General features: G+C 40.5%; 20 protein-coding genes. 10 read left to right on the top strand and 10 right to left on the bottom strand.

Annotation, left to right across the window (positions count from 1 at the left end):
• Nucleotides 1–57: 57 nt before the first annotated feature.
• A complete protein-coding gene (locus LPA49_RS00100; protein ID WP_036967904.1) occupies nucleotides 58–3,231 on the bottom strand; it encodes an efflux RND transporter permease subunit in 3,174 nt (1,057 codons plus the stop codon).
• Nucleotides 3,232–3,245: 14 nt separating this feature from the next.
• Complete coding sequence (locus LPA49_RS00095) at nucleotides 3,246–4,451, bottom strand: efflux RND transporter periplasmic adaptor subunit (RefSeq protein WP_065978498.1); 1,206 nt, start codon at nucleotides 4,449–4,451, stop codon at nucleotides 3,246–3,248.
• A gap of 674 nt (nucleotides 4,452–5,125) precedes the next feature.
• On the opposite strand from LPA49_RS00095, the gene LPA49_RS00090 reads away from it, so the two are divergent.
• From LPA49_RS00090 to LPA49_RS00080, 3 genes are all read left to right on the top strand, one after another.
• Entirely contained in the window at nucleotides 5,126–5,686 is a 561-nt protein-coding gene (locus LPA49_RS00090; RefSeq protein WP_074989402.1) for an RNA polymerase sigma factor, read from the top strand.
• On the top strand, nucleotides 5,683–6,753 hold the full coding sequence (locus tag LPA49_RS00085; protein ID WP_036967913.1) for a FecR family protein: 1,071 nt from the start codon (nucleotides 5,683–5,685) through the stop codon (nucleotides 6,751–6,753). The genes LPA49_RS00090 and LPA49_RS00085 overlap by 4 nt, the downstream gene beginning before the upstream one ends.
• A 215-nt stretch (nucleotides 6,754–6,968) precedes the next feature.
• Nucleotides 6,969–9,785 carry a TonB-dependent siderophore receptor gene (locus tag LPA49_RS00080; protein ID WP_230235575.1) on the top strand — a complete coding sequence of 939 codons (2,817 nt, stop codon included), beginning with the start codon at nucleotides 6,969–6,971 and terminating at the stop codon, nucleotides 9,783–9,785.
• 58 nt (nucleotides 9,786–9,843) lie between these two features.
• On the opposite strand, the gene LPA49_RS00075 is transcribed toward LPA49_RS00080, so the two are convergent.
• Complete coding sequence (locus LPA49_RS00075; protein WP_036969180.1) at nucleotides 9,844–10,242, bottom strand: biopolymer transporter ExbD; 399 nt, start codon at nucleotides 10,240–10,242, stop codon at nucleotides 9,844–9,846.
• Between the two features lie 289 nt (nucleotides 10,243–10,531).
• Here LPA49_RS00075 and LPA49_RS00070 point away from each other — a divergent pair, with 289 nt between their 5' ends.
• Nucleotides 10,532–11,509 (top strand): catalase family peroxidase, encoded by a 978-nt coding sequence (locus LPA49_RS00070; protein ID WP_230235244.1) that lies wholly within the window; start codon nucleotides 10,532–10,534, stop codon nucleotides 11,507–11,509.
• 57 nt (nucleotides 11,510–11,566) lie between these two features.
• Here the strand turns inward: LPA49_RS00070 and LPA49_RS00065 are convergent, their stop codons facing one another.
• From LPA49_RS00065 to LPA49_RS00040, 6 genes are all read right to left on the bottom strand, one after another.
• On the bottom strand, nucleotides 11,567–12,010 hold the full coding sequence (locus tag LPA49_RS00065; protein ID WP_036967916.1) for a PA2169 family four-helix-bundle protein: 444 nt from the start codon (nucleotides 12,008–12,010) through the stop codon (nucleotides 11,567–11,569).
• Between the two features lie 193 nt (nucleotides 12,011–12,203).
• The gene (locus LPA49_RS00060; RefSeq protein WP_036967919.1) at nucleotides 12,204–13,142 is read right to left on the bottom strand and encodes a LysR family transcriptional regulator; all 939 of its coding nucleotides are present in this window, start codon (nucleotides 13,140–13,142) and stop codon (nucleotides 12,204–12,206) included.
• Nucleotides 13,143–13,158: 16 nt separating this feature from the next.
• Nucleotides 13,159–14,883 carry a bifunctional isocitrate dehydrogenase kinase/phosphatase gene (aceK, locus tag LPA49_RS00055; RefSeq protein ID WP_036967922.1) on the bottom strand — a complete coding sequence of 575 codons (1,725 nt, stop codon included), beginning with the start codon at nucleotides 14,881–14,883 and terminating at the stop codon, nucleotides 13,159–13,161.
• A gap of 100 nt (nucleotides 14,884–14,983) precedes the next feature.
• On the bottom strand, nucleotides 14,984–15,457 hold the full coding sequence (locus LPA49_RS00050; protein ID WP_036967925.1) for a DUF4124 domain-containing protein: 474 nt from the start codon (nucleotides 15,455–15,457) through the stop codon (nucleotides 14,984–14,986).
• A gap of 75 nt (nucleotides 15,458–15,532) precedes the next feature.
• Nucleotides 15,533–17,026 carry a DUF3413 domain-containing protein gene (locus tag LPA49_RS00045; RefSeq protein WP_036967927.1) on the bottom strand — a complete coding sequence of 498 codons (1,494 nt, stop codon included), beginning with the start codon at nucleotides 17,024–17,026 and terminating at the stop codon, nucleotides 15,533–15,535.
• Nucleotides 17,027–17,031: 5 nt separating this feature from the next.
• Complete coding sequence (locus LPA49_RS00040; RefSeq protein ID WP_036967930.1) at nucleotides 17,032–17,244, bottom strand: DUF1414 domain-containing protein; 213 nt, start codon at nucleotides 17,242–17,244, stop codon at nucleotides 17,032–17,034.
• Between the two features lie 63 nt (nucleotides 17,245–17,307).
• Between LPA49_RS00040 and yejK the strand changes: the two genes are divergently transcribed.
• The 6 genes from yejK to LPA49_RS00010 all read left to right on the top strand — a co-directional run bounded on the left by yejK (nucleotide 17,308) and on the right by LPA49_RS00010 (nucleotide 22,389).
• Nucleotides 17,308–18,324 (top strand): nucleoid-associated protein YejK, encoded by a 1,017-nt coding sequence (yejK, locus tag LPA49_RS00035; RefSeq protein WP_180310895.1) that lies wholly within the window; start codon nucleotides 17,308–17,310, stop codon nucleotides 18,322–18,324.
• A 190-nt stretch (nucleotides 18,325–18,514) separates the two neighbouring features.
• Nucleotides 18,515–19,018: a DinB family protein gene (locus tag LPA49_RS00030; RefSeq protein WP_180310894.1), complete on the top strand. Its 504-nt coding sequence runs from the start codon at nucleotides 18,515–18,517 to the stop codon at nucleotides 19,016–19,018.
• A gap of 155 nt (nucleotides 19,019–19,173) precedes the next feature.
• Nucleotides 19,174–19,539, top strand: a complete 366-nt coding sequence (locus LPA49_RS00025) for a cupin domain-containing protein (protein ID WP_074989399.1) — start codon at nucleotides 19,174–19,176, stop codon at nucleotides 19,537–19,539.
• Nucleotides 19,540–19,563: 24 nt separating this feature from the next.
• Nucleotides 19,564–19,836 (top strand): hypothetical protein, encoded by a 273-nt coding sequence (locus LPA49_RS00020; RefSeq protein WP_180310893.1) that lies wholly within the window; start codon nucleotides 19,564–19,566, stop codon nucleotides 19,834–19,836.
• A 980-nt stretch (nucleotides 19,837–20,816) separates the two neighbouring features.
• On the top strand, nucleotides 20,817–21,236 hold the full coding sequence (locus LPA49_RS00015) for a hypothetical protein (RefSeq protein ID WP_180310892.1): 420 nt from the start codon (nucleotides 20,817–20,819) through the stop codon (nucleotides 21,234–21,236).
• Nucleotides 21,237–21,522: 286 nt separating this feature from the next.
• On the top strand, nucleotides 21,523–22,389 hold the full coding sequence (locus tag LPA49_RS00010) for a PhzF family phenazine biosynthesis protein (protein ID WP_180310891.1): 867 nt from the start codon (nucleotides 21,523–21,525) through the stop codon (nucleotides 22,387–22,389).
• A 39-nt stretch (nucleotides 22,390–22,428) separates the two neighbouring features.
• On the opposite strand, the gene LPA49_RS00005 is transcribed toward LPA49_RS00010, so the two are convergent.
• A partial coding sequence (locus LPA49_RS00005) for an integrase core domain-containing protein (protein ID WP_230235243.1) occupies nucleotides 22,429–22,685 on the bottom strand: 257 nt, incomplete at its 5' end.

Here is a 22,685-nt window from a genome sequence, read left to right as displayed (position 1 = left end):
AAATACTGACAAATGACTTATAAAAAAAGGGCAAACTTATTGTTTGCCCTTCGTTTTTTATAAGTTGCCTTCTTGCGTATCGACATGCTCTTGCTTATGGTGCGCAGCAATTTCATCAGCAAGCTCTTGCCTTGAACGTTTTTCAGTTAACTTACGCTCAGTCAGCCAATAAAAGAACAGCGGTACAAAGAACACTGCGAGGAAGGTAGCCGCCATCATGCCGCCCATTACGCCTGTACCAACGCTGTGACGGGCTCCAGCACCGGCACCTGAGCTTAACACCAATGGTACAACACCCAATATAAAGGCTAATGAGGTCATAATAATGGGTCTAAAACGTAAGCGAGCTGCTTCCAATGCAGCAGTACTTGCGCTCCACCCTTGTTGATGTTTCATTAGCGCATACTCAACGATTAATATGGCATTTTTACTCGCTAGACCGAGTAGGGTGACTAAGCCAATTTGGAAGTAAACGTCGTTAGTCATGCCTACCAGCCAAACAGCAATCAATGCACCAAACGTACCAAAGGGTAATGCTAGCATCACTGAGAGCGGTAATGACCAACGTTCATACAATGCTGCCAGAATTAAAAACACCATGATCACAGCAAGCCCTAGTGCAATACCCGTTGTCCCTGAACTGCGTTTTTCTTGGTACGCAGACCCTGTCCATTCGTAGGTCATGTTAGGGGGGAGCACTGCGTTTGCGATCCGTTCTACTTCGGCAATTGCTTGGCCTGAGCTATAACCTGGTGCTGCATTACCCATTAGTTTTACGGCTGGTAAGTTATTGTAGCGGTTTAAGTTCTCAGGGCCTCGGCTGTATTCAATTGTTGTAAACGCTGACAAGGGCACCATATTGCCTAGGTTGTTTTTAACATAGATACGTTTGATGTCATCAGGTTTCATTCTAAATTCAGCATCCGCAGACATAAGCACTTGCCATGCACGGCCAAACTTATTGAAGTCGTTTACATAATAGGTGCCTAGGTTACCAGCCAGTGCGGTAAAGGCATCGTCTATTTCAACCCCCATTGCACGAGCTTGCTCGCGGTCAACATCAACACGCAGTTGCGGGGCATCTGGGCGCCACAGAGTTTGAAGGCCACTAATGATAGGGCTCTTTTGTGCTTCTGCTGTCATTAACTGCATTGCTTGTTGCAGTTTATCAGGGTCACTGTCACCTTTGTTTTGAATATAAAACTCAAAACCACCTGTATTTCCCAGACCAAAAATAGCGGGGGGATTAAAGGCAAGTACCAGTGCTTCTTTTATCCCGGCTGTTTTCATAAACAATTCTTGAACAAGCGCTTTCGTGTCGACCTCGCGTTCATCCCAATGTTTTTGAGTGACAAACAAGGTTGCAGCGCTGTTTTTATACCCGCCACCGATAAAGTCAAACCCCGTAAATGCCACGACGTTTTCGTTGGCAGGGTTTGATTGCACCGCTTTAACAACTTGTTGAGTAACGTGCTCTGTACGCTCAAGCGATGAACCATCGGGTAAGAAAATAGCCGAAATGTAATAGCCCTGATCTTCGTCTGGTACTAATGAACCGGGTGTGTTCTGCCACAGTCCAATTGTGGCAGCAATCATTGCTGTCATGAGTATTAAGCCGAGTAATCCACGACGAACCATAAATCCGACGGCACCAACATAACGGCTCGTAATTTTTGTGAAGGTTGCATTAAACCATAAGAAAAACCGCGCGGTTTGTTTATGCTCTTGTTTTAAGATTAGGACGCATAATGCAGGTGTCATGGTTAGTGCAACTACGCCCGATAAGCTCACCGCAATAGAGATGGTGATCGCAAATTGACGGAACAATTCACCAGTTAAGCCGCCTAAAAATGCAATAGGCACAAACACAGAACACAGCACTAAAACGATTGCAACAACAGGGCCACTGACCTCACGCATTGCTTTAATTGCCGCTTCGCGTGCACTTAAGTGTTCTTCGTGCATAATACGCTCAACGTTTTCGAGTACCACAATGGCATCATCAACCACGATACCTATCGAGAGCACCATACCAAATAACGTCAATGAGTTAATCGAATAGCCAAGCATGTACATGCCGGCAAATGTTCCAAGCAGAGACACAGGCACAGCAAGGGTGGGGATTAATGTTGCGCGCCAGTTTTGCAAAAATAAATACACTACTAAAAATACCAATACCATGGCTTCGAGCAGTGTTTTAACAACTTCACGAATTGAGACTTCAACAAAACGTGTCGTGTCGTAAGAAGTTAAATGTGAGAGACCGGTTGGAAACTGGCTTTTCATCTCTTCGATTACAGTATTTACTTCGTCTGCGACATCAAGTGCATTCGCGCCGGGTTGTAAGAAAATACCCAACAGGACCGCTTCTTTACCGTTGATTGTGCCTTTAAAGTTATAATCTTTGGACCCGAGCTCAACACGCGCGACATCCTTCAAGCGTAAGCTACTGCCATCTGGGTTTGAACGGATAATAATGTTTTCAAACTGTTCAGGCTCAGAGAGTCTGCCTTGTGCCGTTACACTATAAACAAGCTCTTGTGGTGAGGATGCAGTGGGGGTAGCGCCAATTTTACCTGCGGCATATTGGGAGTTTTGAACGCGAATCGCTCCGGCCACCTCTTCGACAGTCACGCCTAATTGACTCATAACATCAGGACGCAACCAAATGCGCATAGCGTAGTCTTTGGCACCAAAAATCTGCACACTCGTAGTGCCTGGAATACGTTTTACACGGTCTAGCACGTTCATGGTGACATAGTTTGATGTCCATAAACTTGAGCGAGAACCATCCGGTGAATAAAAGGCATGCACTTGTAAAAAGCTGGATGAGCCTTTTTGAACAACCACACCTTGACGGCGTGTTTCTTCTGGTAAACGCGCTTCAACTTGTTTAACACGGTTGTTCACATTTACTGCGGCTTGGTCTACGTCTGTGCCAATTTCAAATGTGACTTCAATAGTGGTTGAACCTGCACTCGTCGAGGTTGATGACATATACATCATGCCTTCAACACCGGTGATCGCATTTTCAATTGGGGCAGCAACTGTTTGCTCAAGTACGTCTGCAGACGCACCTGGGTATGCAGCTGTTACTTGAACGACTGGGGGCGCAATTTCAGGGTATTGGGCAATGGGTAAACTGCGCATGGCAGCAAGACCTGCCAATACGATGACAATAGATATAACAAACGCAAAAATAGGTCTGTCTATAAAATAACGAGAAAACATAAGACTCCCTGTGTTTATTCTGCGTGGTTTGAATTTGCAGCCGATTGGCCAACATTCACTGGCATACCAGGGAAGAAAATACGCGCCATTCCATCAACTATCACGTTATCGCCTTCTTTAAGGCCACTTTTAATCAGCCAAAAGTTCTGATATTGCTCGTTATTTGGTTGTTTAACCCATTCTCCTACCGTTACGGGAGCCGGCAGGGCAACATCCATGCCTTGCTCATTTTTACTGACAACGTACACAAACTTACCTGTGCCGTTATCCAGTACAGCACGCTGTGGCACAATGATCGCATTTTTACGCACAGCACCACTTAACTCAATACGGACGAATTGACCAGGACGTAATTGAAAATCAGGGTTTGGAATAATCGCTTGAAATTCACTGGTGCCTGTATTTGGGTTAATACGCACATCTGAGAAGTTAACTTCACCTGTTTTACCGTACACAGAGCCGTCTTGAAGTTTAATTTTTGTTTGCCAATGGCCTTGCTCAGGTAAGGTCAGAGAGCCATTTTGAACATCTTGACGCATTTGTAACTGCTCTCGCTCAGATAAACCAAAGCGGATACGGATTGGATCAAACTGTGTCATTTGTGTAAGCAATAAATCGGGCCCCGATACAAAGGTCCCTTCTGAGACAAATTCACGACCCATTACACCGGCAACCGGGGCTTTAACTTGTGCATATTCAAGGTTCAACTGCGCTTGTTTTAGGGCAACTTTCGCCGCCTCGAGATCTGTTTTTGCAATGTCGTAAGCTGAACTCGCATTATCGTAATCGCGTTGCGACACAGATTTTTCTGCGCGTAATTTAGCTAAACGTTTTACATCTCTGTTAGCTTGTACTAACGCTGCATTGGCTCCATCAAGTGCAGCTTGAGCACGGTCAACCGCTAATTGATAAGGTTCAAGGTCGATAGTAAATAAAGAGTGACCTTGTTCAACACGTTGACCTTCTTCAAAATTACGTGATTCAAGAATTCCCGCAACGCGAGCACGAACTTCGACTTCTTTTGAACCAGACAACGTAGCAGGTAATTCGATAGTAAAGGGGGCATCTTGCGGTGTCATTGTCATAGTTGCTACCGCGGCAGGGTGCATTTGACCCTGTTGCTGCTGAGGTGCTTCTGAGCAACCTTGTAATAGTAAAGGTGCAGTTACAAAAAACAACGCAGATAATGATAATTTGGCAGACGCGAAAGGCAGGCGCATGTTTACTCCACAGTCCAATTGTTAAGTAGGTAAGCATAGAAAATAGCCTATACACTATCGAAAGGCGATACTATGCAGAAATTAAGCGCGTTTAGTTTATACCCAAATTAGCGAAAGGTACACCCTTTAGTTTACTTTTTACAGGTGAGATAATCAGAGAATTAAATGCTATCTTCACAAAGAGATAGCGCACATACAGTGTACTCTAATTGCGGGTTAGTGATTAAATAATTTAGCCAGTTCATCCATACCAATTTGCTTAACGAAGTGAGCTATTTTGAGGCGATAAACGTCGTTGCTAAGGAGGCAAAAGAGTCGTTATTTAGGTGTTCTCGGCAATTGCTCCTGCATTGCTCTACCACCTGCATCCATGCAGGCGTAAATCAGACATGTTTAGCGCAGGTAGCGACAGGTCTCTCCCTCAGAATGATTCAGTATTATGACAGGTTGGTATAATTGTATTGACTTGATAGTCTGGTTTTTTGCCTGTCGGCACAGTGGCTCACAGGAGGCTATATTAAGTTGTTTTGTAGTTTAGCAACTCGTAAAAACAGACTTTGTATGAGTTTATGAAATCTTTGTTTACGTGAGGAACAAAAATTTAACAAATACGCTTGTATTTATAATGAAAACTCGTACCCTAAAGTAATAAAAATAATAAAGGTGAGTTAGGGATGACGAAACACATTGGGGTAACATCAACGTTTGCTGAAATATCTAATAAACTAAGGCGCTTTGTATCTCGCATTGTGAGCCCAGATGATGTCGAAGACATAGTGCAAGAAACCTTTATTAAAAGTTATGAGGCTGATCTCAAGCAAAATATTGAATTTACGCACAGTTATATGCTTAAAACAGCGAAGCACTTAGCACTTAATCATATAGCTAAATGGGATAATAAATACAAAGATTCATTGGATGAACAGCAGCAAGTTGAACGTCATATGCGCACAATGGCGTTGGAAGATGAAGTCACCTCTAAAGAGCGATTTTTGTTCTTTTGTCGTGTAACAAATGAATTGAGCCCACAAGTTAAAAAGTGTTTTATCCTTAAAAAAGTATATGGTTTGAGCCAAAAGGAAATTGCCAAAGAAATGAACCTAAGTACGAGCACTGTTGAAAAACATATCGCTAAAGGATTGTTACATGCGCACCGTGCGATGAAAGCCCACGATATTCAACAAAACAATTACCCTGAAACAAACACATTTACAGCCAAAGAGGTGAATAAATGAGTAATGTTCACCCATTTACCTCACACGACATGATTCAAGCGCAGGCAAGCCGTTGGATAAGCGCGATTGACCGTGGCTTATCAGATGAGGAAGTTAAACAATTACAAGTTTGGGCAAGTCAAAGCAGAGCGCATCAGGATGCATTGTTTGAGTTAGCACAATTATGGGATGAAATGAGTGTGCTAAATGAATTAAGCAGCTTGTTTCCACATAAAGCGCCTACAAAACAAAGTACTTCATTTGGGATGGCTACCGCTGCGAGCTTTTTAGTGGTGATGCTACTTGGTTGCATCATGTTAATCTATTCAAGCTATTGGCATTCAGCTGAAAACGATCATGCTAAATTTACAAAAATTTACCGAACAAAAGTCGGCGAACAAGCCACCTTTGTCCTGCCAGACAGTACTATTGTTCAGTTAAATACCAACACAAATCTTGAAGTTGCATACACAGGTAATCGTCGCCAACTCATTTTGAATCGAGGTGAAGGACGATTTAATGTTGCAAAAGATGCGAGTCGTCCATTCACTGTGATAGCGGGTGATAAATCGTTTACGGCATTAGGCACTGTGTTTAACGTGCAGCGGAACACGGCATCAGATCTAGAACTCGTTGTAACAGAAGGCAAAGTGATGATTGCCGACCCCAGTACTCAGGTTGACGCCACTGATTTTAATCGTCTTAAAGATGCAACAGACACCAGCAACGATATTAAAAAACTTAAAGCGAATGTTGTTGTTTCAGGTGAAAAAGCATTGATTAAACACAGTAAAACAGAGCCAATAAAACAATTATCAGCAGATGATGTGCAACGTGATTTAGCGTGGCAACATGGCATGCTTATTTTTAATGGTGAGCCCCTCAGCGACGCATTACAGGAAGTGAGTCGATACACCGCAACACGCTTTGAACTCCTTGACCCTGAACTCTCAACATTGAAAGTGGCGGGAGTATTTAAAGCTGGCGACATTAAAGGCTTACTTGATTCTTTGGCTGCTAACTTAGCTGTTGAACATCAACGATTAGGTGAACATCGTGTTACTTTGACCTTAGCGACTAAAAGTTAATATTGCTTATGAGAGCACACTTATTTCATGCAGTTAATGGTGCAGACGCTGCTTGTCATAAAAAATTAAACACAAAAAAATTAAATTTATGTAGTGGATTTTTCTTTCTCAACTGTTTGGTTAAGTTGCGCAGTAAACATGTGTATTTGTTACCAGCGGCCTGTTTTGTTTATGGACTGAATGTAAGTCAAACAGTCATCGCTGCTGAAAAACAAATGCTGCAATTTGATATTAAAGCGCAACGAGCTGATTTGGCTTTGATTGAATTTGCAAAGCAAACCGACCAAACAGTCATATTTTCGTTCGATTTAGCAAAGCAATATCAAGCGCAATCTGTGTTTGGTTTTTACACCAAATTAGATGCGTTAGATGCCATGCTAAAAGGCACTGAGCTCGATGCGGTTGTTGATCAAAATGGTTTACTGAGTATAAAACTCAAACAAATCAATAGGAAAGATAACAACATGAAAAACCTTTCAGGGATCAGCGCTGCAGTCGTGCCGTTACTGTTTGCTTCGAATACACAGGCGGTAGCTGCTGATCAAGCTGCACAGGAAAATATTGAGAAAATAGCTGTCGTGGGTAGCCGTGTCGCAGGGCGTTCAGTTGAAGATTTACCTGTACCGGTAGATATTTTAAGCGCAGAAGCACTGGAAAATACAGGTCAAACTGAGGTTGGCCGTATGTTGCAAGCCATTGCGCCTTCATTTAACTTTTCCAGCTCGTCTATCAGCGATGGTACAGATGCGTTAAGACCAGCAACATTGCGCGGTTTAGGGCCCGATCAAACGTTAGTTCTGATTAATGGTAAGCGCCGTCACCAGGCAAGTATTATTCATATCAATACCTCTGTTGGTCGTGGTACGGCCGGTACAGACATGAATGCGATTCCTGCTGCATCCATCAAACGTATTGAAGTCTTGCGTGATGGTGCCGCAGCACAATATGGTTCAGATGCGATTGCGGGCGTTATCAACATCGTATTAAAAGACGCAGAAGAAGGCGGTAAAGCGGCGATTAATTATGGTGAGTACTCAGAGGGCGATGGCGAAACAGTTAATATCGATTTTAATAAAGGGTTTGCGTTAGGCGACGAAGGGTATTTAAATACGACGATTAATTATCGAGATCGTGCGCCAACAAACCGTGCAGGCTTACATGGTTCATGTCAATTTTATGGCTGTACTGAGCTTGAAGATGGCACATTACTCGCGGGCGATCCTCGTGAGCTAACAGCCCCGCGCGATACTTTTAGAATTGGTGATGCAGATTCACAGCAATTTGCCCTCACAGTTAATACAGGCTATGAACTTGCTGGTGGTGAGCTTTATGGTTTTATTACTTATTCGAACCGTGAAAATGAATCAGCCGCATTCTTCCGACATAATGCCAATGAAAGTGGTAACCCTGTTTTACAAGATGGCGATGCAACCATTCCTATGGGGTTTCTACCAAAAATTAACACAGTAATCGATGACGTGTCCTACAATGTTGGTTTCAAAAAATCATTTGATAATGACGCGAGTATTGATTTGTCATACACCTATGGCGAAAACAGCATCGATTACACCACAAGCGATACGATTAATGGCTCGTATGCTAATTACCTTCGTTATGAGCAAGGCTTAACGGCTGACGAAATTCGAACTACGATCCCGCGCTCGGCGTATGCCTATGGTCTTGAGTTATCACTACAAACACTCAATCTTGACTACACCAAAGATTACGAGCACTTTTCGCTGGCGTTGGGTGCTGAGCTTCGTACCGATGAATTTCGCATCCTAGAGGGAAGTGAGTATGCGTATCGTGATTACGATACAGTTGATGGGGTAAGTATTTATGCAGGCCTTAATGACGGCATAGGAAGTGTTGATGCTGCAAGTGGTGCTCAAGGGTTTGGTGGTTCCGATCCGGCCTCGTCAGTGGATGAGTCACGCGATGTAATTTCATTTTATTTAGACGCTGAAACGTATGTAATTGATGATGTGATTATCTCAGGTGCACTTCGTTACGATAACTATAAAGGTTTTGGCGATACCGTTAACTTTAAACTGGCGGGTAACTGGTCAATCACTGAAGATGTTTCGTTACGTGGGGCTGTGAGCACAGGATTCAGAGCGCCTTCAATGCAGCAGCTGTACTTTAATAACGTAAGCACACAGTTTGTTGTTGGACCAAATGGTGACTTAATTGCAGAGCAAGTGGGCACCTTCAGAAATGACAGTACGTTGGCGCAATCTATTGGTATTCCTAAACTTAAAGAAGAGAAATCGCAAAATCGTAGTTTAGGGATTGTTTACAACGTCACAGATAACATCAACCTGACTATTGACTACTATGCGATTGATATCGATGACCGTATTGTGATCAGTAATCGTTTAGGGAAAGGATTATCCGACACATTAGATGCAGCGTTAGAAAGCGCTGGCGCGGGAGCTGGACAGTTCTTCTTAAATGGCGCTGATACAGAAACCGAAGGGGTTGATTTAGTCGCAACGTGGAATACCGAGGGCCTTGGTGGAACACTTGATTTTACTTTTGCTGCTAACTTTACAAAAACGGATGTCGTTGATTTATTCACCCCTGCAGGCAGTGGGCTTGAAACGATTCCGGTTGAAGATGTGTTTTCTGCGCAAGAAACATCGATTATTGAAGAGTGGCAACCCGAAGACCGCATTAACTTAAGTGCACTTTACCGACTAGAAGACTGGACGGTCAATTTATCACTTAATCGTTACGGTGAGTACACGGTAGAAGATGGAGGTCGCCAAACGTATGGTGCTGAAATCTTAACTGACGTAAAAGTTAACTACTTCTTTAACGAAAATCTGTCGTTTAATATTGGTGCAAACAACTTATTTGATGTTTACCCCGATAAGAATACCATTGGTAATTCGCGTTCGGGTACCATTGTTGATGCAAATGGAAACACTATTGTTTCAAGCCCGGGTGTGTTCACTTATTCACGTCGCTCAGCACCCTTTGGCTTTAACGGTGCGTACTACTACGTAGGCGCAGAATATAAGTTCTAAAAATCCTATCGATTCCTTTATTATTTAACCTTCAAAGGGCCGTTAGGCCCTTTTTTAGTTATAGAGACGTGCTTATAGAGATTGGAACATCTTGATATTGTTTTATTTTATCAAGCAAGGTGACTAAGGTTTTGTGGCTGCTTTGCTCACTTGCAGTTACTTGCACCTGTGTCATTTCAAACTGTGCGGCAAATAACGCGAGGTTAGCTATAATTTGCTCTGGTGTTATAAGTCGGTTTGCAAAGTAAATACTGTCGTTTTCAGTAATAGTAAATTGCGCTTGTTTTTTTGGGTTTTCAAGAGTTGGTTTTGCTAAAGGGCGATTGACTTCTATAGCGCGCTCTTTAACAAATGAGGTTGTAACGATAAAAAATATCAGCAATATAAATACAATATCGAGCATCGGGGTCATATCTACATCAGCGTTTGCAGTGGTTTTTTTAGGTTGTTTCACCATAATTAGGTCCTTGTTGTTTTTGACCAAGCCACAAAATTTACGATTAAGTGGACTAGCCATAGTCGTGTTAAGAACACGGATTATTTTTAAAATGCTGGGCGCCACAGCCATTTTTCGGATCCTAAATTTAAAGTTAGCAGCTTTTAAAAATACTGTAGTTAAATAAATATTCTAAGTTTATTAAAAGTTTGTAGCGTTTTTGTTGGTAAAAATATTTATTAACTTTGATGAAATCATTTCGAGGTTTGTCAGGTCATTTTTGTTGGAACTAAGTTTAAAGGATGGATAAATGCTAAAAATTAAGTCTTTAGTTTGTGCTATGTGCCTTGTTTTACCGACAGCAAGTTTTGCTGAGCAATCAGTTAACGGGCAAGATTTCATAAATTTATTTGAGAAGCTGTCAGGTAAGCAGCCCGGAATTAGAAAAGGTCACGCCAAAGGTGTATGCGCTGTGGGCACATTTACACCTAATCAAGCAGCAAAACAGTATTCAATCAGCCCTTTATTTAACGCACCATCAAGAGCAAATATTCGTTTTTCTATGGGTGGAGGTAACCCTAATGCTGATGAAACATCACGTTCTCCGCGAGGAATAGGGGTGCAGTTTGTGCTAGAAAATGGGGATGTGCACAATATTGCAGGGCTAACTACGCCCGTATTTGCAGGTAACAGCCCTGAAGCATTTTTTGGTTTGCTAAGTACCTTAGTACCTGACGAAAAAACAGGTGAAATCGATTTTGCAAAAGTGAAAGCATACAGAGAGCAAAACCCGAGTACGTTAGGGCAATTTAATTGGTTACAAAGCCATAACCCGCCAGCATCGTATGTGTCTTCACGTTATTTTGGTGTGCATACCTTTTACATGGTTGATGAAAAGGGCACTAAGCAAGCTTTTAGATGGACCATGGTGCCAGAAGCGCAAGAACAAGTACTAACTGAAGAACAAATGAAAGCATTACCTAAATCATTTCTTGCTAAGCGACTTGAAGAGGATTTAGCGAAAGGGAAAGTTCATTACCGTTTTCAAGCTGAATTAGCCGAGCCGGGTGATGCATTAACGGATCCTTCAGTGCAATGGCCTGCTGATCGCAAAACAGTTAATTTAGGAAAGCTCACGATAGAATCCACGGGTGAATCAGGGTGTGATTTTACTAATTACGACCCAAATCTGCTTTCACAAGGCTTTATGCCAAGTGAAGATGAAGTGTTAAAGCTGCGCTCAACTGCTTATGCTATTTCATTTTCAAAACGTATTACTGGGCAATAACGTTCTTTAAATTTTCAATATGAAGCCCAGTTATGCTGGGCTTCATATGATTAGCAGTTAATGCTTTTTCATTTTACTCATTTCGGCATGACAGCTTTGAATAGTTAGCAGGGTTTTTGATAACGCTGCTTCACAGTCGTGGGGTTGAGGTTTTTTGAGCGCACTTTTTATTTCTGCGAGTGTTTTGTCTTCGACTTCTTCAAGCTCACTGACGTAGGTTGCATCTTTGTCTGCACCGAGTTTAGTGATTAAAGATGTGTAAGCTTTACGAGCTTCTACCGCAAAGTCTGAGCCATTTTCACGGTGACCTGTTTGGTTGATGGCGTATGGCTGTAAACGTTCAATACTTACTTTACGGGCATCGATCATGCGCTGAAATAACGCGACGATACTGGGGTCTGAAACTTTTTCCTGTGCTTTTTCATAAAAATCGATACCACTATTCATAACTTGAATGATATCTGCAATATGATGAACGTCATGTCCTTGATGTGTTTGCATAATGACCTCTCTAATAATATAGACTGAATTAAAACAATGCTCTCTACATGAAGCAAAGCATGTTCCAATCCCTAATATAAAAGTATTATCATTAATAATCAGAGTGTTACATTTTTATTTTGAGATAAAGAGAGTTTGGTACGCCCATATAAAAAGGCGTACCAGCAATAATTACAGGTTAATAGGTAAAATATTACTTAAGCTCATTGGCCACTTCAGCTACTTTTTGTCTAAGCCAAATATGGCTGGCATCACGGTGTAAAAGAGGGCTCCAAATCATGTCGAGTTCAAAAGGCGGAATAGGGAAAGGTGGCTCAAGAATTTTTAATCCCGGATCATCTAAATAAATATTCGCCGCTTTTGATGGCAGTGTGGCCACTAAATTCTGCTCTTTAGCCAGGTGAATGGCGACATGATAGTTTCGAGTAAAGGTTGCAATATTCCGGTGCTTACCAAAATGAGCAAGCGCTTCGTCTACCCAACCTAACTTTTGGACATCTTTTGGATCCATCCCTACGCCAACACCAAAACCTGTTTTACTTACCCAAATATGGCGCGCTTTTAAGTAACTATCGAGACTGAAGTCTTTAATGATAGGGTTGTCGGCTTTTACTAAGCAGCAAAAACTGTCTTTCCAAATTTGTTTGTAGTGAAACGATTGGGGTAAGTTTTCAAAGCGGTTAATTGCCATGTCGACCTTGCCGTTTTCAACGTCATGAAACGTAACGTCACTGGGGGTCAGGATATCAAGCGTGGTGTCAGGCGCTTCTTCGTGTAACTTACTAAGTAGTTTGGGCGCAAGGGTACTGGCCGCATAGTCACTGGCCATAATACGAAATACACGTTTACTTTGAGATGCTTCAAATTCACGGTTAGGAGCGAGTGTTTCTTCTAACGTCATTAAAATACCGCGTATGACAGGTTGTAGCTCTTTAGCACGCTCTGTCGGCACCATTCCTTCACTGGTGCGTACCAAAATCGGATCATTAAATAAATTTCTCAGGCGCTTTAAACCGTTACTCATTGCGGGTTGTGTAATGCTTAACTGATTAGCCGCTTTGGTTACATTGCACTCTCTGAGTAATGTATCTAGGTAAACAAGTAAGTTTAAATCTATTTTACTTATATTCATTCTGTGTCCTTGGTGTTTACCAATAATGGATAAATCGTTGTGCAGCAGGGTAAGGGTAAATGTGGCTTACCACGCCTTGCTTAATATTATATTGAGCTTGTCGCCAATAAGCGGGGTCTTCAAGCTCTGGGTGTGTACTTAATAAATAGTGTTTGTACACAGGGTTAGCCGTAACAAAGGTGCACAATTGCTCAGGAAATACGTCTTGCGGTGCCACTGAATAACTTTGCTCATTCGTTAAGTAGTCATCGTATGACTTGGCTTTTGGTAAGGCACGAAAGTTCATATCAGTTAAATATTGCACTTCATCGTAGTCATAAAAAATAACGCGGTTATGCTTACTTACCCCAAAGTTTTTCAATAGCATGTCGCCTGGAAATATATTCACGGCTATCATTTCTTTTAATGCTTGACCATATTCTTCAATGGCTTCAAATGCTTGTTGTTCACTGGCATTTTCAAGGTAGATATTTAATGGTGTCATGCGCCGCTCAATATATAAGTGTTTTATGATCAGCCAGTCACCTTCAATAATCATTGAAGAGGCGATTGTTTTATGCAGCTCTGCTAACAATTTACTATCAAAACGACTCAGAGGAAATACGACGTTAGAATACTCTATAGTATCGGCCATGCGTCCGACACGATCATGACTTTTAACTAATTGATAGCGTTTAAGCACGGTATCGCGCCCAAACGGTTTGCTTTCGCCAAAGGTGTCTTTAATCACTTTAAACACATAGCCAAAGGATGGCAGAGTAAATACCATCATCACCATACCCGGTGTGCCAGGGGCAATAACTAATTGATCGTTTGAGTTATTTAAATGCTGTAAGAACTCACGATAAAACTCGGTTTTACCTTGCTTATGAAAGCCAATTGCATTGTAAAGCTCTGCCAATGTTTTGTTGGGCATTAATTGATTTAAAAAACGAACTAATGCAGAAGGAGCATGCGTTTCAACCATAAAATAGGCGCGGGCAAAACCAAAGATAACCCGCATTTGCGATGATTTCGTCAGCAACGCATCAAGGTATAAGCCTTTATCCTCATGGTGTAAAACAGCAATGATAAAAGGTTGTACGCCACTTTCAGACACCACTCGGCCAACAATGTAAGCGGCTTTATTTCGGTAAAAAGGGGCTTGAAGGATATCAAAGCGCATGTGCCACGCTTGGTGGTGTGTATCGGGAGCTTGCTTATAAAACGCCTTAACCAACAATCGAATATCACGCTCAAGGTCCACAAAAGGGGCTTTAAAGTCAAATTGATTAATAATTTTACGTATTGTGGGTCTTAGCCCATCTACGACAGGAAAATAACTGCGATATTCAGCTTCCATTGGGAGGGCGGGAGCATCTGCGAGAGTGGCTTTTACAAATATAAAGTCGTTATTAAAATAGCGGCGGTGAAATAAGCGACAAAAAACGGAGTTATAGAAAGTTTCAGCCAGCTCGGCTTGTGGGTGAAAGCTTAAAAATTGTTGGTATATTTGTTTGGTTTCGAGCCAGCAAGTCTGATTGAGCTCAATAATTTGTTGTTCATTCAGCGATTTTAGCTTGGTAATGGTTTCGTTAACCCGATCATCATAATGGCTAATTCTGAGCTTACTAATTTCATTAATCTTTTGCCAATCTCGGTTGGCAAATGCGATAGGGGCTTTGGCTGTTATTGCTTGGAAGAGTTTATAGTGATTACGAAAGCCAGATAAAATTAACTCCGCAATATGTTGTGGCTGCATACAAACTCCTTCGAAACGGCTGAAATGTCGTGTTTAGAGCATTAACTCTATCCGTGTTAAGAATATGTTATTTATTAGTGAAACCCAATAGTAAAGTTAATTAATTATAGCGTGCTAATTTTTTTTCTAAGTCAGCCAGCTTTTTATTAGCCTTTTTTACGTCTCGTTGGTATTGCTTATTGATACTGTTTAGCTGCTTTTGTATGTCTTTGCTGATTTGCTTGCTTTGTGAATCAGACAAAATGCGGTTAAGCCGTTGCTCTTGTTGGTACTGCGCTCTGTCACGTTCGCGACTTAAAATGTCTAAACGATGTTTTTGACTACGAATTTCGGCTTCTAATCGCTTTATTATTTGTTCTCTTTCCAGTTCATTAAGTTGTTTAACATAATTATCAGGTGCTTGTATATCAGGATCAGTTACTGTAATGCGGTGTTTAGTTGCGCGATTCCCACAAGGAAATTGGCTAAATACGGTGCCTTTGTCAGTTACACATTTATAGTATTCCGCCGCTGTAAGTGCGGGAGAAAAGGTAATGAAAAGAGAGGAAAATAACGCGGTGATTGTGGCTTTCATGACATCCGTGTCCTTACTTTAATACGTGTTATTAAATATAATAAAGCCAGCTCGTATAGCAAATAATCAAAAGGGCTAAGGTGTATAGCGTTTTAGTTTTTTAATGCTTTGCACTAAAAAGGGTACATCAAGTCGCTGCTCTATTGCAAAGCCCTGAGCTGCAGAGATGTTTTTAAAATTACCATCCGAGTCAATTAAAGTAATTCTATCTTTCTTAAATGCAATAAACACATTTTGAGAGTAGTTTACGCCGGTATCATCATGGCGTTTATATAAATTACTGCCTAGCATGCTTTGTTTCGCGAGCGTTTGGCAATTTAAATAATGCCCAACACTGGTGGCTATTATGTCACTTGGTTGAATAAGCCCGTCTGTTTGCACAACTTTTTTATCTGAGCTGTACAGGCGAGACGTAATCACAATGCCGTTGCTATGCTGAGCAAGGCTAAATGCGAAAACAGCGTGTGCATTATTACGCACTGTGGTTGTTTCATCTGCGCTGACAAGTCTTATTGATGAGTCTTCATTGGTTGAATTGATAAATTCAAATTGTTCGAAGCCCTCTACCTGTAGTGAGCGAGATTCGCTTAACCAAACAGGCGACTGCTGTTTTTCAAATATAGGTGATTTGTAAAAAGCCGGTAAGCCATAAACCAGGCTAAATAACGTATCTTCAACTTCAATAGGTTGTAAGAATAAATCAGTTTTACGTAAATTTGGTTGAGTATTTACAAAGCTTTCAAGGGCGTCGTTGTTTGAAAATACTAAAATATCGATTTTTGCTGTAGTTTCATCAACACATTGTGCTGGAGGCGTCGGTGCTAAATAATCAATATTGTGCGGATCTAGCCTAACATCATGAGCTTCTTTATAGCTGTCAAGGTCAAGTAAATCGTTTTTAGCCAGCAGGCTTTTTGCAGTTGTTGGGTACGATAATGGCAGTACATTATCTTGCTTAGTAATATCAAATTTTAAATTAGCATCTGCCCAAATATGAATACTGTGACTAAGAGCAAAACACACTAAGATTGTGCTCGTAGCATAACGTGCGAATTTATACTGTTTTAAGCGTGCCAGATGATGCCAAGTGTAATTACTGACTAATAACTGGAAAGCTAAAATGAGTAGTACGATACCGCCCGCAAAAATAGTCGTGAGTGCTGGGGAGTCTGTAAGACGATGCCACAATAACGACACAATCTCAGGTAAAGCTGATGAATTCAAATGATAGCCTAGGTTGAAATAAACGTAGGCATCAAGTGTCAGCAGTGATGCACCAAAGGTTGCAATTACAGCGGCCATCCCCCGAATATGTCGAGGGTAAGGAAACACCAAACTCAGCGGAAATATCGTCAGAACAAAGGCAATAAACGTAATAAAGCTTGTGTGGCTTAACCAAGTTACAAACATGTACAGGTAACCCACAAAAGTAGTGGGGGCACTGTCGGCAAATAAATAACTTAAGCTGATAAACAGCAGTAAACCTATATTTGCGAAGGTGAACCAATGGCCCCAACTAAGAAGCTGACTTACTTTTGATGAAAATTGACTTTGTTGCGATAAATTCATAAATCTTATTTAACCGACTGCGCTAATGCTTTGGCAAAGTTGTCGGCAACCGCTTGTCTTTTCTCTGAAGGTACATGCTCTTTTAAAATATGCGTGATAGAATTTCCTAAACACATAAGGCTTAAATCTACAGGCGCTTTATGCTCTGTAAGTACATCAATCAGCTGATCAACGATTTGTTCTACTTGCTCATTAGAATATTTTGATATGATAGGCATCAGTTGGTTCGATAAAAAGAGTTATATTCCCGTATTTTAACACCAGAGGCGTGAAAAACAAAGATGACAATAGATGTTAAAAAATTAGTCGTTCATTATGTAGACAAAAAAGACGGCGATACTGAAATTCATTTACGCAATGATGAAATGGTTGTTAACGACAAAGTCGCTGTATTCATAGAACAGCTTCACCATGCTTACAATGGTAAACCGGGTAAAGGGTATTGTGCATTCAGTGGCGAGAAAAACAGTGTTGTAGCTTCTGCAATGCAGAGCTATCGAAACAATGAGCTGGGCTTTTGGCACATGACTGAGCAGGCCACAAATGTATTAAAAGAAGAGCTAAATAAGTATGCGTTTAACGAAACTGGTTATTTAGTTTTTTGCCATTATCAATATGTTGCAAGTGATTATGTGTTAATTGCGCTGATCAATATTAAAGAACATTATTCAATTACTTCGGAACTTGATTTAGCGTCATCGCGTCACTTAGATATCTCACGCATGCAATTAGCTGCGCGTGTCGATTTGACAGCCTGGGACACGCAAGCGGAAGATAATCGCTATATTTCTTTTATTAAAGGGCGTGCGGGTCGTAAGGTTGCGGATTTCTTTTTAGACTTTTTAGGTTGTGAAGAGGGCATTGACCCTAAACAACAAAGCCAAGTAATGCTTAACGCCGTTGAAGACTACTTATCAGAGCAACAGTTTGATAAATCAGAAAAAGATGAGCTTCGTAAACAAGTTTTCGATTACTGTAATGACTGTGTGACCACAGGTGAAGATGCCAACGTTAAAGAATTATCGGCGACATTATCTAAAAGTGATGACAGCCCATTTGACAGCTTTTGCCAAGAACAAAACTATGATTTGGAAGACTCGTTCCCTGTTGATAAAAAGACGGTAACGAGCATGGTTAAGTTCTCTGGTATGGGTGGTGGCGTAAGTGTGAGCTTTGAGCGCAAACACCTAGGCGAGCGCGTTACATATAATGAAGCAACAGACACACTTGTGATTAAAGGTATTCCACCTAACCTAAAAGACCAACTGCAACGCTTTATGGAGCAAGAAGAAGGTTAAATAAAGTCATGCGTTAAGGCATTAGACAGTTGGGTAAACCTCGACAAAATTGACAGACTTTTGGCCCAGTTACTGCTGGGCTTTTTATTGTTTAATAATTAAGGCTTGCAGTAAGACAGTTTATTATTAGGTATTAATCTTTTAGGGTATTATCGGTCAAGATTGGTAAAAAGCTGGCGTATACGTAAGGATGAATAGGGACTTTTCTAAGGCGTTTCACTACAAAAAGTGGGCAAATACTCAATTGCTTGATTTAGGAGAACAGCAGTTTTCAGGGCTTCCAGAAAGTGATGCAACCTTTTTCGTCAGAATCTTAAATCACACAACTGTCGTCGATAGCCTGTTTATTAGCCGAATTTTGAGAGAACCTGAAAAATACAGTGATGATAATACCGTTGAAACACCAACATTTTTAGAGTTGCGCGAGAGGGTAGATGAAAATGACTCATGGTTAGTTCAGTATTCTAAAACAGTACAGCAAGAAGAACTAGAGCGGGTTGTTTCATTTAAATTTGTTGATGGTGATACAGGGCAGATGTCAGTGGCAGAGATTCTAATCCATTTGTTAACTCATGGCAGTAATCACAGAGGTATGGCATCTAGGGTACTTGCGGCAAATAATTTAGAGAGACCTAAGGACACATTCACTCGCTATCTGCATCAATTAGAGCCATTAAGAAGATTTATAGTATAGCCTCTTTTTTATGGGGCGTTATATGCAAAACCTCAAGACGACATAAAGCGTATATCCAGAGTTTAATTGTCACTGAAAGTGAAGATAACAGAGATAAATGAGATGAGTCTTTTGATTTATTCGACCCTCAAATTAAATTTACGAATAGGGATTTTATGACTTACAAAGCAATTAATTTTAAAGAGAAGTTTTCTAAATTTACTGAACATTGGTCACCGCGAGTAATTGCAGAAATGAACGACTATCAATTTAAACTCGCTAAAGTTGAAGGTGAATTTGTTTGGCACGATCACCCTGATACTGATGAAGTGTTTATTGTTATTGAAGGCGAGCTAGAAATCGAATTTAGAGATGGCATTGTAAATTTAGAGTCGGGTGAAATGTTTGTAATCCCTAAAGGGGTTGAACATAAACCCCACGCGAAGACTGAATGTAAAATTATGCTTGTTGAGCCGAAAGGCGTGGTAAATACCGGTGAAGCTGGTGGTGAACTGACCGCAGCGAATGATGTTTGGGTGTAACAAACAAGTCTGATGGTGTCAGATTTGAATCAGCAGCAATTACAAACCCTGAAAAAGGCAGCACTGCGCAGTGTGTGGGTGTTTTTGCTATTAAATAGCAGTCTGTTGCTGTTGTTTTTCTTAGGTAATACAGAGTTTGTGTTTATCGCTTTAGTGATACAGATTAGCATAGTTGTTATTTGGCAATTACCCGTATTTATATTTCACGTAGTTTATAAAAAACAGCCAATATTAATATCGATCTATAAAGCATGGGCGTCATATCGTTACGTTATAGAGCAAGTGCAATGGCCTTAGTATTTAATTTATATAAAAGAAGCGTGTAATGATGGTAACTGCATTTGTAGCAAATTTGCAGGTGGCACAGTCGCGAACCTTGCAGGCGTTGTATTAAATGCGGATAAGCTTTCTGATGCTGAAAAATATAATTGCCTAATTATTAATATTTATCTGTAACAGAGACAAAATAACCGCTAATCTACTGAGATGATTACGACGTATTCTAAGAAAAGGTTTTGAGGTGTAAATTTCTTTTAATACTGCTCTTTATTTTGAGCACATTTAACCCATTTTTTAGCAAGTTGTTAAAATGAAAATGTTAGTTAGGAGAACTAATGCCACACTTTATAATGGACTGCTCTGAAAGTATCCTGAAATCCCATCATGAAGAATGTATTATTGAACAAATCTATCATGTCGCTAATTCTACAGGATTATTCGATGAAGGTGATATTAAGGTAAAAATTAATCCATTTCAAAAGTATTCCGTGGATAATATGAGAAGGTTTTATCCCTGTTTTTTCTCAAATTGATTATTCCATTATTTAGTTTTAGTTAGAAAAGGATGTCTAGCCTATGTATCAACTTTATTTTTCTCTTGCTCTAATATTTATTATTTTTAGTTTGCCCATTTATATTTACTATATAACATTAAAACTTGAACAGTTCGAAGATAAAGGTTCTAGTTTTTTCTCTTTATTTTTTGCAGAGCCAAGCTTGAGGGTAGTACTAACAGTTTTGTGCTTTCCGTTTATAGGCATTATAAGTGTTCTAAGCACTATTAAGACTTTATGTAGACGGAAGCCTGTTAAACCATCTTTGTTATTTTCTGCAATAGTCTCATTACTGTGGTTGGCATTTTTACTTGCAGGGCTTGTGCAATATTTAGGTGAATAGAAGTTAAATAAGCACGAAAATATTTAAAATTTTTATTCGCTTTTTAATGCTATTGTTTTTCTATTATGACTATTGAGTTGTTTACAAGGGATTTTAAAAGCATGAATATATTTCTTATTATTGCAGGTGTATTAAGTGGAATCGTAGCAATTTTGCATCTTGGATGTATTTATTTTGGCGCACCGTGGTATCGCTTTTTTGGTGCGGGGGAACAAATGGCGCTACTATCTGAGCAAGGTAGTATAAAACCAACCCTTATAACCAGTGGCATTACACTCGTGCTCTCAATGTGGTCAATGTATGCGTTTTCTGCTGCTGGGATTATTTTCAAACTCCCATTAACGCGTTTAGCGCTTATATTAATTACGTTCATTTATATTGCCCGGGGCATCGTCGGTTTTTTGTTTGTAAAGTCACCCCAAGGTCGAACTCCCGAGTTTTGGATTTGGAGTTCAATTATTTGTTTATCTTTAGGTGTTGTTCATCTAGTAGGACTGAAACAACAATGGGCTAGTTTGTAGGCAAATTTAAATAAAGTCATTATGATTGCAGCACATATCCAAAGTACCATCTCGTCAACAGATAAGGTGAGACAAGTTGCACTGCGCAAGATTTGATAGTGCTGTTTGAGAATAAGGCGCAAAGCTATAAATTACAACTACGGATATTCAACGTCTATATCGGTACTCTCTATATCAGTACTCTTTATATCGGTGATATCTATATTGGTACTGACTATAACAATACTATCTATATTGACACTATCTGTAGCTTTGATTCGTTAAATCTAAAAAGAGAGTTGTGTGAATGAAAGTAGAAGCATTTTTAGTTAACTCGTTTACTGCAGATGGAAGCGGAGGTAACCCTGCCGGTGTTGTATTCAATGCGGATAAACTTTCTGATGCGGAAAAACTGACTATTGCGAAAGCCGTGGGCTTTTCAGAAACGGCCTTTGTATCAGACGATGAAGAGGTCGATTTTTCGGTGTCATTTTTTACCACAACAGAAGAGGTCGATTTTTGTGGTCATGCTACGCTTGCTGTATTTTCGACTCTATTCAACCAATGTGTGATAGCTGCGGGTAATTACACGCAGAGAACCAAAGCGGGTCTACTCGGAATAACGATTGCCAATGACGGTCAAGTTACGATGGAGCAAACCTTACCTAAATACCTCGGCAGCTTTGCGTATCATGAGGTCGCTGGATTATTGGGGGTTGATGAAGCGGTTTTAGCATCAACGGCTTTACCGATAGACGTAATCACAACAGGTTTACCCGATATTATCGTTCCTGTACCACGGGGCTATCTCGATAAAATTGAAGTTAATAACGCTGCTCTCAGTGATTTTTGTAAACAACATGAAGTGATTGGTGTGCATGCATTTGAGCTTTACGATGCGCATGAAAAGCTGACTGCAAGTTGTCGAAACTTTGCACCTTTAGTGGGTATTCCAGAAGAATCAGCAACAGGGAGCGCGAGTGGTGCGCTTGCTTGTTACTTAACTAGGCATCTTTATTCTGAACACATTAATCATTTCAAATTTGAACAAGGACGACTTATGGGATGTGCCTCACATATCTCAGCATGCGTTAGATCAGACAAACAAGGTGTGAGTCAGGTGTTAGTGGGTGGATACGCCAGTGGCTTCGGAACCCAAATAATCGAAATATAGTGTATATATCTTGTCTCGTCCTAAAATACGTTGACGGTTTTAATTGAAGGCCAGTAGCTTTTGCTCCTGGTCTTTTTTATGCACTTGGTTTGGGGTTTCCATGCCTAAACTCAAATGCGGCCTCATTTCATTGTATATTACTATTGATTCTTCGACGAGTTCACGTAGCTCTTTCAGGTTTTGGCATTTATAGAGTAAGAATTCTTGCTTCAATATGCCATTAATGCGCTCCGCCAATGCATTTTGATAGCAATCATAGCCATCGGTCATCGATGGAGTAATGCCATTTTCATTAA

It is taken from the genome of Pseudoalteromonas sp. MB41, assembly GCF_020966275.1.
Classification (GTDB): domain Bacteria; phylum Pseudomonadota; class Gammaproteobacteria; order Enterobacterales; family Alteromonadaceae; genus Pseudoalteromonas; species Pseudoalteromonas lipolytica.
This window is presented reverse-complemented; position numbering and strand designations above follow the sequence as displayed.